We start from the raw sequence: 13,553 nt of genomic DNA on the forward strand, positions 1-13,553 counted from the left end.
TGCCGATCACATCTCCAGTTCATTGTCCAGATTCGCAGCTTGAGTGGGTTGAGAATTATGCTGGAGCAGGAACAATCTGCGCTCAAGGACTTTGGTGGGCCTCCCTTTTTGTAGGGCATCTTGGTATGAGTGGGTAAAGCCAATTACCCCTTGTATATAGCGTTCTTTCTCTTCAGGTGATTTCATCTGTCTGACTGCATCTGACTGCATGATGACTCTTACTCCATCCATTGCATCCCCATCACCTTGAGCGATGAGGTAGATGGCAATATCGTTTGTGTGTTGTGGGTTCTCTCGGCTCAGGTGATTCTTAATCTGGGTGTACTGCCCTCGATAGTGCATATTGATTTCCCGGTCCATCGGATAGGCATTTTTGTCTGCCCGCTCAAAGGCAATGGGGCCATGATTAGCGATCAGGTCATCGACGCCTTTCCCTTTCTCAGAATCCCAAGGAATTCTCCATGTCTTGCAGTCTCTTTCTTCAATGAGTTCAGCCTCTCTGACCATTTCACGACGCACATTCCAGACCGTGGATTGCTCTGAATCCCAGTCATGGGCATACCTGAATTGCCGACCTGGAACAGCAAATACCTCTAGATGAGGATGCAGCACCCGTCTTTCGAGTCTTTCATCGTGCTGATTCTTGGCCCGATAGCCGATGTTGACCCCCTGCCCGCCGATGACGACCCGACCTTGAGAAACCAGAGCAGCATCTTTCTTGTCTCCTTCAGTCCGGTAGATGGGAATCTCAGGATGCTTGTAGACCGTGTACCAGAATCCTTTAGTTTTCTCTTCATCAGTTTGGGTGACTCCATACTTGGCTAAGATCCGCTCAGCGATGTGATCGGGAACGGGTTGGAAAGCCATATCTCGCTCAAACAGTTCGCGTTTTGGCCCCATTGGGTTTTCATACTTGCGATATTTGAGTGGGGCATTGGGGTCTTTCGCTCTAGCTCTGCGAGTTTTCTTCATGTCGATACGGGGAGTATCAGGCTTGAAGGTGCCATAGAGACTCAGTGTGGGTTCCTCATTGGGTCCAAGTCCTTCAAAGGACAGCGGATCCACTCCAGCATCAGCCCACCAGCCCCCACCCTCAGCTAGCTCCTGATAGCTCAACACTTCAGGTTGCGACCGATCATTAATCAAGGCTCGGATCGGCTCAATGTGATATTGGCTGCGAACCGTCTTGAAAGACCCATCCCGTCTACGAGTGGCGATGTCCTCAATCTTGGCTCCCAGCAACCGATCAATCACCTGATCATCGGCAATGGATTGGAGTCGAGCGGCAATCACATCAGGATGGGCGCAGCTCGCTACCCATTCGTTCCAATGCTTCTCATCAATGTGGTCAGGTCGCTCTACCCCGGTATAGTCGGGTTTCCAGAACACCTGATCCTCAATGGTTTTGGGCTTAGGCGTGACGCTTATTCCCTTGTCCGTTAACTGTTGAGCAACTTCCTTGAGCTGGTCTGCGACTGGCCCATTCATGAGTGCATCCACAGAGCGCATTGCCTTTACGGATTTAGCCAATTGCAGCATAGCTGGGAAGGTCTTCAGACTTCGCTGAGCGCGAACGGTCAGATCGTTGAGAGCGCCAATGTGCTGAGTAATGGACTCATGTGCCCTCCACTCACTGACGGTATCGGCCAGCTCCTTAATCTTGGCAAAAGAATAAGTGGGTTGCTTGGCGTTAAAGGCTTCAATCTGTTGGGTGATGGCCTGGAGCTGAGGTTGCACCTGAGCGAGGGATTGACCTTGCTGGAGTTCGCTCACCACCTCAGCTAGCTGTGCCATACCTTCAAACTGAATTTGCTGGGGTTCAACCAGCTCGTTAATCTGAGTGGTCAGCTCAGCCAACTGCTCAATCAAGCCACTCTCAGCTAAAGCTTGTTCTTCGTTGAGGTCATGGACATCCTGAGCCAGGTCATCCATATCAGGGAATTGGGGAATGGTCAGACCCTCAACCAGCTCCTGCACTTCACCGATGGCAGCAGAGACTTCCACCTCAGTTTGCCAGTCCTGAACAGTATCAACCAATTCAGCCATTGCGGGGAATTGGACATCCAGAGATTGGGTCGCCTCAATCCCTGCTTGGAGTCTGATGATTGCTTGGTCTAACCCTTCAGTACCCTGAGCTAGGACATCCACCATTTCAGTAACAGCATTTGCCAGCTCCTGACCCGTTCGCCATTCCGTGACAGCATCGGCAATGGCCCTAATCCTCTGCTGTCTGACCGTCTGTTCGATGGTTTGGTCAATGGTCTGGTCTATCTGCTCTATGGATTGGGAAATATAAGTGAGGTTCTGGGCGAGGGCTTGTTGTTTTTGAAGCTCCTGAACGACATTAGCTAATTCGTCCAGGCCGTTAAAAGTATCAGGCTCTAGGCTCTGACATAAGGCATCGACCCGTTGAGCGAGATTCAGCAATTGAGACCCTAGTCCACTCTCAGCTAACGCTTGCTCTTGGGTCCATGCCTTTACCAGTTTTGCTAGGTCTGAGGAGGTTGACCCCCATTCTGGTGAGTGACCGTCTTGGGTGGGGCGTGTCGGGGGAGCTGGTCCTTGATCTGCATGATCTCCTCTGCGGCCTCCAATACCTTGTCGCTCATGGTCATCTGCAAGACGCTGGTATCCTCGATTTTCATCCTTAAGTTGTCCATTGCCTTGGCGAGTTCCTTGATCGACTCGCTCATATCCGAGGGTTTCTTGGATGCCATCGCTTCTTTGAATTCCTGGATGAACAGGTTGAGAACGGCTTTGACTTCCATTGGTATGGTGTTGATCCGCTCCCTGACCTGGGACTTGAGTTCTCTGTTCTCGTCTAGGATGTGTTGGTTCTGGGCTTGGACCTCTTCGACTTGATTGGTCAGGATGGTGATCGCGTCCGTGAGGGGACCGAGTTGGCTTCTGATTTCGTTGATGTTCTGTTGTTGATTGTTGACGTTCTGTTGTTGATTGTTGACGTTCTGCTGTTGTTGTTCGTTGCTTTCCATAGGTTCCCTCGATTAGATCTAAAGCACTTTTTTGAGCATTGGATTTGGCGACCCGATTCCTGAGTTTATTCAGGCTCTCGGTATAGACAGTCAATTCATGTTCTTGCCGAGAAATATCGACGAGGAACGGCTCCCGGCTGGAGGTGCGGTCATTGGTGGTGATGACAATCGTCCGTTTCTTGTTGCCACTCTGGGAGCGGTAGGATGTCCACACCCGGTCATATTCCAAGGCAAGCGGTTGCGTCAGTGGTACATCATGGGAACGTCCCTCGTGGTCCCTGACCGTCATATTCAAGCTATCAAGGGCGGTGACCGTGAGCTGCTGACCGTTGATCCAGTTGTTCTCTTTGATAGTTGTCGTCCACCGCAACTTATCCCCAACAGCCACATCAAATTTGTGGGCACTGTAGACCTCCTTTAGTTTGTATTTCGCGGGTTTGAATCGATAGAGCCGACCGCCAAAGGAAGATACCACCAGCTCATCTCCCTCTCGTCGTTCCACCTTGTAGAGTTCTCCTCGCTTGATGGATGCGGTTTTAGACGTTTGCAATAGCCGAACGTAATCCCCTTTTCGATACCAATCCGCCCGTCGCTTTTGTTCGATACTCAAGTTGCGGGACTTAAGCTGAACAATCTTGCTGGATTCTCCCAGCCGTCCCGCTTGTTTCTCCCCTCTACGAATGGCTTGCTCTGTATCGAGTCGTTCCTCATTGGTGCCTGCGATAATCAGGGTTTCCTCTTGTTCTTTGAGGGGGAGAGCGAGGAACTGATCCGCTGCGGCTTGGGCCATATCAGATTTATCGCCCGACTCAATCACATATCCATTAGCATCGAGGAGTTCTAGTGCTGCAATTCCTCTGCCTCTGGCAATCAGTTCAACGGCCTGCTTTTGGACGTCAACTTTTTGCCTGACAATCTCCTCAATCCGATGAGTGGTGGCTCCATTGGCCTGCATGAACTTGAAGGGATTGCCCGCTTCAATTGAAGAGTTTTGACCTGCATCTCCCACGAAGATGACTTGTGCCCCAATGGGTTCAGCTTTCTCCAGAATCACCTTCATCTGCCGTCGGCTCATCATGCCCGCTTCATCAATCAGCCAGACTTGGTTAGGGCTGTCCTCAGCTTTATGTAGGACCAGATGTTCAACGGTGTTGGTCGTGATGCCTAGCTCATCTTGGAGCTTCTTTGCCGCTGGAATCGTGGGGCTGAACCCCCGAATATTTAATCCAGACCCATTCAGTAAAGTCTTCAGTACCCCCAAGGTTCGGGACTTGCCCACCCCTGGAAAGCCCTGCCAGATTTGATAACGGTCAGTGCTAGTGAGGGTGTTGAGTATGGCCTTGGCCTGGTCTTTGTTCAGTTCAACCGAAATCCCAACCAGCGAAGGATGAGCGACCATTGGCTGAGCTTGGCCTTGGCCCTCCATCCAGCGCTGGTGGATCTGGGTTTCTTCTTCTACAGCAGTGACGGTGGTGAATCCACGCTCAACGGGGATCAGTTCTTTGCTTTGCTTGATGGCCTCATCCACCTGTTCCATCGCCATGCCTTGACGCTTGAGGGTTTGGAAGACATAGGCATATATGTCATCCTTCTCAAAGATTGAGGACCATTCCGCATAATGGCGAATAGCACTTTCAACTTCCATCCTGGCTCTATCTGGGTCAGGCATTACGGCCAGAGGTTCAGCCAATACCGGATGGCCCACCCCTTGAGAGAGGGCTTCCTCACGCCAATGATCTTGGATAACTTCGAGCTTTTTACCCACACCTCGCTTAGCCTTGCGAGTAGGGAGTACCTTCTGCTTCTTGTTCTCAGGTGTGACCTCTAACCCCTCTTTCTGAACTGCTTTGACGATGGCCCGGTGACGCTTAGAAAAGACTTCGACATCAGAACGGTCGTAGCCCACTATCTCAAACGCATCTTTAGTTTCGTAGATCCGATAGCCCAGCCGTTGGACTTTCTCAGCTAGCTTTTGGCGGTAGAAGCTACCGACCCACTTAGCTTGAGCCAGCTTTTCATGGGAGAGGGACCGCCACTGCCCATCTGGCCCCTGTGTCCCATTCATGATCAGCATGTGGGTATGCAACTGCATGTCCCCATCGCGAGACGTGTGATGGGGCATCAACGCCGCAATCATATTGCCCGTATCGACGACGGAGCGGACCCCATTCACTTGAATTCGGGTCTGGGCATACTCGCGCTCAAGTAACTCAAAGGTTTCGAGGACTGCCTCCATGTGGGCATCAAAGATCCGGTTATCCCCCTCCAAGTGCAGGGCCATCGATACACTTTTGGGAGCAGACAGCACCAGGTCATGAGCAAGGCGTTCATCGTCTTCTTCGTTAGGTCTTTTGCCCCGAATTCGTTGAGCGGTTCCAGGAATGACTCCTCTGCTGAGAGATTTCAAGTCTTCGCGTTTGGCGTAGTGACCTAGTTTCTGGACTACATCATTCGAGCCGACCCACACTGTTGTCGTCATGCGGTCGATGTCAGCGATGGACTCGGATTCACCGTAGTAACGTTCCACTTCGTCTACGAGAGATTCATCTTCCTCGTAGTACTCAATCAAGTCCCGCGTTATGGTCCGCATCGTCTTCATGACATCGACCTTTGATTCAGCGGCCTAAACGTTTCAGGAAAGTTTTAAGCATGGGAATACCTGCTGTGAAATTTTTAAAAAGCGATTCCATCGACCACGAATGTGATCATCAGCGTGAAAACTACAAAGATGTGACGGTGTACTACAGAGTGAAGTTACAAAACAACTACGGAAGTACTACGTGATAGTACAAAAATGTTTCTGAATGTACTACGAAAATTTAGGGTCAGTCCGATTGGGTAAATTTCCGTTCCGGTGCCTCGGAGTGGTGATGGGTGTGGGAGCCTCAGCGACCCCTCCAGAACCTCTTGAATCTGCCCTCAAAGTAGCACCATCTCTAGGATCCTTGCAAATACTGCGTTTTCGGTGGTAACCCGGTGGTAATCAAGTGGTAAAAACCGCAATTTTGGCGGGGGTACATTACCTTGTCCAAACCGATAGGTTTTTCAACATGACTACAAAAATATTTTTGACGGTCGATGTCGGTGCAAGTTTGACCAAAGCCTTCTTGCAAATTGCACCGGATGGCAAGCTTCCGATTGAGGAATGTATTACACAACCGTCTGCTGTCCTCAGAACAACCGAGAGTCTGTACGAGGAGTCGGACCACGACAACTCCGCTCACAGTTCTCTCCTTGGCTATGGAGGGATGTACTGGCAGACGGGCCAGATTGCTGAAACCAATCTCAGGCAGACCAACACAGACCAGCACAAGCACCCTGAAGCGATTGCCAAGGTGCTGTCGATTGCGGGGTATGCCATCTCCAAGGCTGGGAATGGTTGCGAGATGTATTTGGACTTGCTCTTGCCTCAGAGTGAGGAGCCAAGCTTTGCCCAGATGAAGCGAGATTTGGCGAAGTACGTCAGCAAGTTTTTGTACGGGCCGAAGCAACTGACCTGTGCGCCGAGGTTTGTGAATGTCTTGCCAGAGAGTGCGGGAATCGTCTCGTATGCCAAGGTCTACCCCTCGATTATTCTGATGTTTGGTCACAAGGACTTCACTTTGACGAAGGTCAAGGATGAGCATAGTGGCTTGGGCTATATCCAGACCTGGGCTGGACGAGGCTCATTGATGATTCAGCACCATATGAACTGGACACCATCGAATGAGCTGACGGGTGCCAAGCTGATTTTTTCCCAGGGGGTTGGTCAGAAAGGACTTGAGAAGACATTGGGTGAGAAAGCTGGCCCCATCGTGGCTTCCTTACGCCAAGCGAGGGATCTGTACTGGGTGAATCTCCAGCATCAATTGAGTAGTGACATTGATGTGGTGCAAGCCAAGCGCATCTATGTTGCAGGCGGGGGCGCGCCCGCCTGGTCTAAGCAGCTCAAGGAATTCTTTAGTGGCAAGATGGATTCCCTTGGCCCTGTGATTCGCACCATTGGTCAGGAATTCCCAGAATGGTCAAAGTCTCCGATGACCTACCGCCTGACGGATGCGTATCTGGTATGGCGTCAGAGTGCGGATCGTCCTGAAACGTTGCAAGCTCCCCCCACTCGTAAAAATTCCAAGACAACCAAGATTACTAAGTCAGCCAAGAGTGCAAAGGTGGAGGTGAGCAATGTCTAGAGTCATTTTCAGGATTGATACTCGTTGGCAGCTCACTTCTGAGCGAGGGGCGATCATCAATGCCGTTCGCAATCACTACGGACCCGGACCCAGTTTTACCCGGCTATGCCTAGGCATTATGTTTTCTGTGCTGAAGGTGTTGTCAGTCGCCATCCAAACTCGTAACCGAGCTGCGATTCAAGGGGCCATTGAAGTTTCTAGGGTCCAGGTTGAAGGCTATTACCAGATGGCTTTGGGGCTAGCTGAAGCTGAGGTGCCCCTGCCCGTCATGGTTGAACCAACACTGAGTATCCCTGGTGGCACATTACCAGCGGAAGCCGATGACCTTGATGACACACCCCCTTGGGATGAGTCGCAAGCGGAATTCGAGGAGTTCGTTATGGACGACTGACCGCAAAAAAATGAGGGGGCATATTCATATGTCCTCTCACCACCGATATCAAAACCCACGGTGGCATATTCATATGTCCCTTCTTTACTGCCATCAAAATCCACGGTGGCATATTCCATCAGCACAACATTTGGAGAATTAAACAATGACGAATGCAACTGACCTAACCCAAACACTGGGCATTGAGCAAAATGACCTCGACAAGCTACTACGGGCCTGCGGGATGAGCGAGGACTGCTATGACTTGGAGACCTTGCAGGGTGTCCTCCAACTCAAGGCCGAAAACATCGCTGACACCTACACTCATGGCTGGTGCATCTACACCGCTGACACCCATCAAGTTGACCTGAAACCCATCCACAAGGCCATCACTGCGGAGGGAATTGAGACGGGCGATGACCTGTACCACCCACTGTTTACCCTGGTCTGTGAGCGGGTCTCTGAGGAGAGCATAGACCCCGTTGATGCGGTCAAAGCTGAATTGCAGGGCACCGAAGAACCCGAGGAAGAAGTGACTATTGATGATGTGGAGGAAGTCGATGAGGGCATGAAGTTAGCTTTAAAAGCTGACTCACTGCGAACCTGCCGCCGAGTCGTCAAGAACGCTCGAAAGACTTCAGAGCGGGTTGTCCAAGCCGCGCATAAGTACCACATGCAGCAACTGAGTCGTGACTTGAAGAAAATGTTTGCCGAAGAATGGGCGAAGGAGGAAGCCCAAGAAGCCCTTGAGGGCGAAACGGTGCCGGGAAAGTGTTTAGAGGCAGAGGTCCGGGAAGTTTAGAGCGTCAAATCTTGTTGGAGCTGATGAACTCCCAGTACCAAGTCTGGGCGATGCAGTCGAAAGAGGCCCTCGCTGTCCGAGAGCGGGCAATGCTCCTCGCGGACCAGGAAGCCTTGCGTGAGGATGCCAAAAAGCGAAGGGAGCATGACTACCGCATGGCCGTGCTTGGCGATTTCAGCTATTGGGGTTGGCTGGTGGTGCTCGTCGCCCTTATCGCTGGGTTTGGGGGCTGGTGGCTGCGGGGGACCATCGCCCCATCATCGGCAAATAACAAGAGTGGCATATTACCCGTCACTACTCAGCCAAATTCGGAAGGTGGCACATTACCCGTCACCGCCAACTAGCAAATTAACGGTGGCATATTAATCCGTCACCTTCAAAACCATCAAATTAAGGAGCAATCATTATGCTTATTCAAGACCGTCCAGCCCAGCCCAAACCAGAACTTTGGGTTGAGTCTCCATCAAATAATCAGCTCTTACTCAATCGCCCGGTCCTCATCAAATCCATCGTCACCCCACTCTGGAAAGACGAAGCGCGTCAACAGCTCCAGTCCCAATCTGACCAATTAGATGAACAACTCACCCAACTGGATACCCAAGTCCAACAAATGGTCGGAGAGCTGAGTCAGCACACCATCCAAGTCATCGGAGCCGATAACAGCACGGTTACCGAAACCCAAAACCAGATCCAAGGTATCCAGGCCCAGGCCAATGAACGCAAAAACGAACTGCTCCAGCAAAAGAACCAAGTCTTGCGGCAACTGGAGCAAGTCGAAACCTTGGAGCTGGGCCAGGAAGTTGATCAAGGCCAGGTCGATAACTTCTTTTATGCCAAAGTAGGCGACCATTTGGTCCGCAAGATGCAAGTCGAGGTTGTCCTCCGTGATGGGGTCATTGAAGAAATTCGGGGCGAATTGTAATTCCAACCCGCCTGTTTTGAGGGAGGGGGCATATTACTTGCCCTTTCCCGACCCATCAATAGGGGTGGTGGCATATTCATCCGTCACCCACTCCACCAAAACTCAGGAGAAGACATATGTTAACTGAATTGCGTACAGGGACTGTCCCAAGACAACCCACGATTTTGGAAGAGTTAGGTTCCACGCTCAAGTTTGTTCTCGGTGCGATATCCGTGAGCTGTGCTGTGTTTGGCTTGCTCACGATTTCGCCTTATTTGATTGATGCTAAATGTTCTCAGCTAGGGTATACGCCCGTTACCCTAGCTCAGTGCTTGCCAGAGTCTGAAGTCAAATCCACGATTTGGGAGGCAAGAATCTCCACGCCAATGGGAAATGTCTATTTTGCTAAAGGCGAACCCATTGCCCAGGAAATTCCGCTGCTTTTTTCTTTGTGGATTTTATCTTTTCCGACTGTGGTAGCCGCCCACACTTTGGGACGTTTAGTTTTCATGAAGCTGGCATTATCTGCCGCTCAATCGCATGAATCACGAGAAAGCAAGTGAGGTAGAACCCATGACTAACATAGCTCCCATAGATAAGCCACTGAAAAAGGAAGTACTCTCGACCATTATTTCAGCCTTGCCAGTTATTGCCCTGCGCCTCGGTCTGGTGGGTTGGGGCTGCTGGCTCATGGCTGATGGTTTGGTCGGGCCAGATCCAATGACGGGTCATTTGCGACTTGAAGCGCTCCCTTTTCGCCCTGTTGTAGAAATATCCAAGTCAATCATCCATAACCCCGTTGCCAATGATTTCCTCCACTACGGTTCGCTGGTGTGCATCGTTGGTGGAGCGGGTGTCATTGGCCTCAGACGTGTCGCTTTCCTTTGGGACGCCTACAGAGGTAAGGACGGGAAAGACGACGGGGGGTGATACCGAAAACGCGATGACCGAAGGTCGGTCTTCGACCATCGCGTGACCAATACCAACGACAATTACCCAAATTTACTCATGAGGTGATACCCATGAAAGTTATCCGTACCGTCCAAGCAGGCGTCATCAACATCGGCTATTCAGTCGGCAAAGATTTGGTTGATGTGTACGAAGGGCTTCTGTATCGTCGATGTTCGGTGCTGGCGCTGTGCAAAAAGCTTTGTGTCGTGCTGTTCACTCAGCTCTTGATTCAGATGTTGGCGAGTGTTGCCATTTCTATTCTTTATCTAAGCTGGCACGCCTTGAGTGTCATCTCTAGCTCCATTCCGCTAGAGGTCTTCTATGCCAGGACTGAAACAGCACCCGATTTTCTGGGGCATCTCCTTGTCCTTTATATGCTCGTCTTTGATGTGTCGGCAATCTTGGTCTATCAGCAGCTTAGACCAGAGTAATTGGCGCAGTATCACATCCGCGATGGCCGAAGGCCGCTCTCCGAGCATCGCAAAACAATACCAACGACAATTACCCCCCTGCAGCCCGCTCATATCACACCTAATAAAAGGATTTCGCATCATGCCCAAGCCCCACAACCCATACCCCACCTCTCCTTTGCCCTGGTGCGACCCACCAAACCAGGAAGCGATGACCCAGGCAATTCTTGAAAACACCACCACTCAACTCCAGTTCTACCCATACCGCCCCGCCGAAGATTCAGACGGATGTGCTGAGGACAAAACAACTGAAGGATTCCGCTGATCAACTTATGAACAATTGAGGATATTCCCATGAAACTTTCCCTACCGTCCAAACAAACTCTCTGTGCCTTGGCCCGAGGTATCGTTGTCGGCTCCATCGGCGTGTCACTGGGGTTTTATCTGGTGATGATGCACCCCATCCCCAGAGCGGCCCGCCTCTTGTCCACGCATTTCTATCATCAGTATGAGAAAGCCAATATTGTCCTGCCTGAGATAACTGAGGATAGCAGTACCAAAGAGAAGCTGGAATATATGAAGCAGATGCATGAATGGTCAGGGCTGAAGACCAATATTATTGTTGCTGTTCTCGCAGAGGAACAGATTTACTGGAGTCTCGCATCTGGCCTGATTGCTTTTGCGCTGTGGTTCCCCGTGACCTGGTTGGGAAGGAAGTTTGAGACTCGATAGTTGTCCACCAATCCCTACCCCAGAACTTAGACCATAGGAGAAAAATCATGGATTGTGCTGCTACGCGAACCCCCGAGGAGAGGGAATTCCTGCGTCTGAAAAGTTTTGATATGGCCTTTGGCTACATCCAGATGGCCCGCCGCCGACCCCGCCCGGAGGAGATTGCTAATATGGCGCTTGCCGATTGGGGCCAGGGCAATATCTTCAATGGCGTCGTGGATCAACTGGGCCTCATCTGGGAGGACGTTGACGGCAAGATTATCTATCGTAAGAATCCCCAGCGAGAGGTGGAAAAAGAGGAAGCCCTTGGCCGCTATCGATGCGCCTCGAAGGAGCCACCTTTCAAACAGTATCCAGACCTTCTGGATATGTCGCTTGATACCCTGCTCAATGAACTGGAGAGTTGGCACAAGATCGGCGGGTTTGATGAGCGGTATGACGAAGACAGAGTAGAAGCCTTGGTCTGGATGCTGTGTTATCGCATTGCTTCAGTCATGGCAGAAGACCATTGCATCCTGCTTGAGATGGCGGCATACGCGATTGGCTATCAGCATAAGACCCACCCCACGGCCATCCCTGAATGGAAGGATTGGGGCATGGCGATGTGTGATCGGGTTCTGGGGTCAATCTATACGAAACCTGAGTAAGTTCCCAGATTTTCAGCTTCCAGATGGAATCTATGTTGCCTGGATGCCACCATCCAATACCACCTCTCAGACTTCACCCCCAACCACAATAAAACGACCTCCAGTTCTTCCAGCCCAAGAGGTCGCAAATAAATCCTTTCATTTAATTATAACGAGGTCACCCCAATGGAACGAACCTATTTTTTCGGCTTCATCGAGCAAGCCTGGATCGACCACCAGACTGACTACGGTCAGCACCCAGACCCATGCACAGGACTCCCATCAGACCAGATCCTAGACCGGGTTTCGTCCTGGCTGTCAGCGTTCAATCCACTGATACCCCCTGAGCCTCAGGTAGCTGAGAGCATCCGGGTGGGTATTGTCCAGAGATTTTACGGGTGGTAGTTATGGCTAAATCAACGTGGACAATTACGGTTGATCCAGAAACTAGGATTGACCCCAATCGCTGGTTTGATCTGAAGCCTTGCCATTCTGACGAGGAAGTTGAAAGCGTTCGCCAGAGCTTAGATGAACAAGCTGAGCATCCTGACTACTGCGACCCTGAAGGCGATTCAGTCATTATGGAGCTTTTGGCTGATGAATACTGGCGTCGTCGCATTCGCCCGGTCTATTTGCAGCAAGGGGAGCTGGGCTATTGCTCACTAGCTATCAGAGTAGAGCTACGACTAGGTGAATTTGGTGTGATCCATTGCGGCTCAAATATCTTCCAACACGAGTATATTCCCCAAGCCTTGCAATTTATTGATGCACTTGAAGGCCAGGATCTGGAGTACAGCGAATATTGGATGGCAATTGCTGAGCATTCTCAGCTACTACCGCCATCTCCAATGCTTGAAGACTTCTATCAGTATGTTCTGAAGCGATGCCAGCTAGCCATCGAGGATTATCACGAACTCCTTAGCTTCTTTGTCACGGATCGAAGTGGATACCTAGAGATTGTCCACGGGCGGAAGCCTAGGAGCCTTGAGGGCAAGCATGTCTATGCTCGATTTGAAGCTTCTGAATTTCCCGGTGACTGTAAGCGCTGCATCAAGCCACAGAAGGAAGGGTTTGAAACACCTGAAGAAGAGCAGCGAGGGATTGAGGACTATGCTCGTCAGGTTGCACGTCATCTATTTGATGGTTTTCAAGATATCCGGCGTCGTAGGGCTGATCGGGGTATGCATTCCCAGAGTGTTCAACCCCTCGCTGAACGCCAATCTACTGCTCCCGATCAGCCTGCTCAACCCCAGCAGAGAGTCGAGGAGCCCATTTTCGACCAGTTAGCGCAAATCATCGCTGCCTTTGGGAGTCCGATGGAAGATGCTGAGGGCGGCACCCTATATGACGATGGTCGCTACCTCTTTATGAAGGGCGAGTACGAGATCAATGTTGCTCGATGCGCCGATCATGATCTCCTGAATCACATCTATCGCAATGCAAGATTTTTCAGTCATCAGGACATCCGGGGTGTTGGACACAATTATTTCTTCGACCACACTACCGTTGAGGATCGGGCTTATTTCACTCGCTTAGCTGAATCCATTGCAGACAGGTCACAGAAAGATGCTGAGCCTGAGTTGAATCCTGCTGTTTAGT

General features: G+C 50.9%; 14 protein-coding genes. 13 read left to right on the forward strand and 1 reads right to left on the reverse strand.

The genetic code is table 11. The features are described 5' to 3' along the window. Positions 1 to 6: 6 nt before the first annotated feature. A complete protein-coding gene (gene mobF / locus ON05_RS33955; protein WP_262562605.1) occupies positions 7 to 5,583 on the reverse strand; it encodes a MobF family relaxase in 5,577 nt (1,858 codons plus the stop codon). 460 nt (positions 5,584 to 6,043) lie between these two features. Between mobF and ON05_RS33960 the strand changes: the two genes are divergently transcribed. From ON05_RS33960 to ON05_RS34020, 13 genes are all read left to right on the forward strand, one after another. Continuing rightward, complete coding sequence (locus ON05_RS33960; protein WP_010468346.1) at positions 6,044 to 7,162, forward strand: hypothetical protein; 1,119 nt, start codon at positions 6,044 to 6,046, stop codon at positions 7,160 to 7,162. After that, positions 7,155 to 7,553: a hypothetical protein gene (locus ON05_RS33965; RefSeq protein WP_010468344.1), complete on the forward strand. Its 399-nt coding sequence runs from the start codon at positions 7,155 to 7,157 to the stop codon at positions 7,551 to 7,553. Before ON05_RS33960 ends, ON05_RS33965 begins: the two co-directional genes overlap by 8 nt. Positions 7,554 to 7,698: 145 nt before the next feature. After that, positions 7,699 to 8,334: a hypothetical protein gene (locus tag ON05_RS33970; protein WP_010468342.1), complete on the forward strand. Its 636-nt coding sequence runs from the start codon at positions 7,699 to 7,701 to the stop codon at positions 8,332 to 8,334. 23 nt (positions 8,335 to 8,357) lie between these two features. Further along, positions 8,358 to 8,678 carry a hypothetical protein gene (locus ON05_RS33975; RefSeq protein ID WP_010468340.1) on the forward strand — a complete coding sequence of 107 codons (321 nt, stop codon included), beginning with the start codon at positions 8,358 to 8,360 and terminating at the stop codon, positions 8,676 to 8,678. A gap of 62 nt (positions 8,679 to 8,740) precedes the next feature. Next, positions 8,741 to 9,256: a YlqD family protein gene (locus ON05_RS33980; RefSeq protein WP_010468338.1), complete on the forward strand. Its 516-nt coding sequence runs from the start codon at positions 8,741 to 8,743 to the stop codon at positions 9,254 to 9,256. Positions 9,257 to 9,372: 116 nt separating this feature from the next. Continuing rightward, the gene (locus tag ON05_RS33985; protein ID WP_010468336.1) at positions 9,373 to 9,798 is read left to right on the forward strand and encodes a hypothetical protein; all 426 of its coding nucleotides are present in this window, start codon (positions 9,373 to 9,375) and stop codon (positions 9,796 to 9,798) included. Between the two features lie 10 nt (positions 9,799 to 9,808). Then, positions 9,809 to 10,165, forward strand: coding sequence for a hypothetical protein (locus ON05_RS33990; RefSeq protein WP_236618811.1), 357 nt, complete (start codon positions 9,809 to 9,811; stop codon positions 10,163 to 10,165). A gap of 92 nt (positions 10,166 to 10,257) precedes the next feature. Next, positions 10,258 to 10,617, forward strand: a complete 360-nt coding sequence (locus tag ON05_RS33995; RefSeq protein ID WP_010468332.1) for a hypothetical protein — start codon at positions 10,258 to 10,260, stop codon at positions 10,615 to 10,617. A gap of 121 nt (positions 10,618 to 10,738) precedes the next feature. Beyond that, positions 10,739 to 10,921 (forward strand): hypothetical protein, encoded by a 183-nt coding sequence (locus tag ON05_RS34000; RefSeq protein ID WP_010468330.1) that lies wholly within the window; start codon positions 10,739 to 10,741, stop codon positions 10,919 to 10,921. 29 nt (positions 10,922 to 10,950) lie between these two features. Further along, a complete protein-coding gene (locus tag ON05_RS34005) occupies positions 10,951 to 11,328 on the forward strand; it encodes a hypothetical protein (protein ID WP_010468328.1) in 378 nt (125 codons plus the stop codon). A gap of 131 nt (positions 11,329 to 11,459) precedes the next feature. After that, positions 11,460 to 11,975, forward strand: a complete 516-nt coding sequence (locus ON05_RS34010; protein ID WP_262562606.1) for a hypothetical protein — start codon at positions 11,460 to 11,462, stop codon at positions 11,973 to 11,975. A 165-nt stretch (positions 11,976 to 12,140) separates the two neighbouring features. Next, entirely contained in the window at positions 12,141 to 12,359 is a 219-nt protein-coding gene (locus ON05_RS34015; protein WP_010468324.1) for a hypothetical protein, read from the forward strand. A 2-nt stretch (positions 12,360 to 12,361) separates the two neighbouring features. After that, the gene (locus ON05_RS34020; RefSeq protein ID WP_029314939.1) at positions 12,362 to 13,552 is read left to right on the forward strand and encodes a hypothetical protein; all 1,191 of its coding nucleotides are present in this window, start codon (positions 12,362 to 12,364) and stop codon (positions 13,550 to 13,552) included. Position 13,553 lies beyond the last annotated feature (1 nt).

The organism is Acaryochloris sp. CCMEE 5410 (assembly GCF_000238775.2).
In the GTDB taxonomy this organism is placed as follows: Bacteria; Cyanobacteriota; Cyanobacteriia; order Thermosynechococcales; family Thermosynechococcaceae; genus Acaryochloris.

Coding starts and splice junctions, on each gene's coding strand:
- ON05_RS34010 (WP_262562606.1), top strand. CDS start 11,460: ATGGCCCGCCGCCGACCCCGCCCGGAGGAGATTGCTAATATGGCGCTT.
- ON05_RS33995 (WP_010468332.1), top strand. CDS start 10,258: ATGAAAGTTATCCGTACCGTCCAAGCAGGCGTCATCAACATCGGCTAT.
- ON05_RS34005 (WP_010468328.1), top strand. CDS start 10,951: ATGAAACTTTCCCTACCGTCCAAACAAACTCTCTGTGCCTTGGCCCGA.
- ON05_RS34000 (WP_010468330.1), top strand. CDS start 10,739: ATGCCCAAGCCCCACAACCCATACCCCACCTCTCCTTTGCCCTGGTGC.
- mobF (WP_262562605.1), bottom strand. CDS start 5,583: ATGCGGACCATAACGCGGGACTTGATTGAGTACTACGAGGAAGATGAA.
- ON05_RS33970 (WP_010468342.1), top strand. CDS start 7,699: ATGACGAATGCAACTGACCTAACCCAAACACTGGGCATTGAGCAAAAT.
- ON05_RS33990 (WP_236618811.1), top strand. CDS start 9,809: ATGACTAACATAGCTCCCATAGATAAGCCACTGAAAAAGGAAGTACTC.
- ON05_RS34015 (WP_010468324.1), top strand. CDS start 12,141: ATGGAACGAACCTATTTTTTCGGCTTCATCGAGCAAGCCTGGATCGAC.
- ON05_RS34020 (WP_029314939.1), top strand. CDS start 12,362: ATGGCTAAATCAACGTGGACAATTACGGTTGATCCAGAAACTAGGATT.
- ON05_RS33980 (WP_010468338.1), top strand. CDS start 8,741: ATGCTTATTCAAGACCGTCCAGCCCAGCCCAAACCAGAACTTTGGGTT.
- ON05_RS33975 (WP_010468340.1), top strand. CDS start 8,358: ATGAACTCCCAGTACCAAGTCTGGGCGATGCAGTCGAAAGAGGCCCTC.
- ON05_RS33985 (WP_010468336.1), top strand. CDS start 9,373: ATGTTAACTGAATTGCGTACAGGGACTGTCCCAAGACAACCCACGATT.
- ON05_RS33965 (WP_010468344.1), top strand. CDS start 7,155: ATGTCTAGAGTCATTTTCAGGATTGATACTCGTTGGCAGCTCACTTCT.
- ON05_RS33960 (WP_010468346.1), top strand. CDS start 6,044: ATGACTACAAAAATATTTTTGACGGTCGATGTCGGTGCAAGTTTGACC.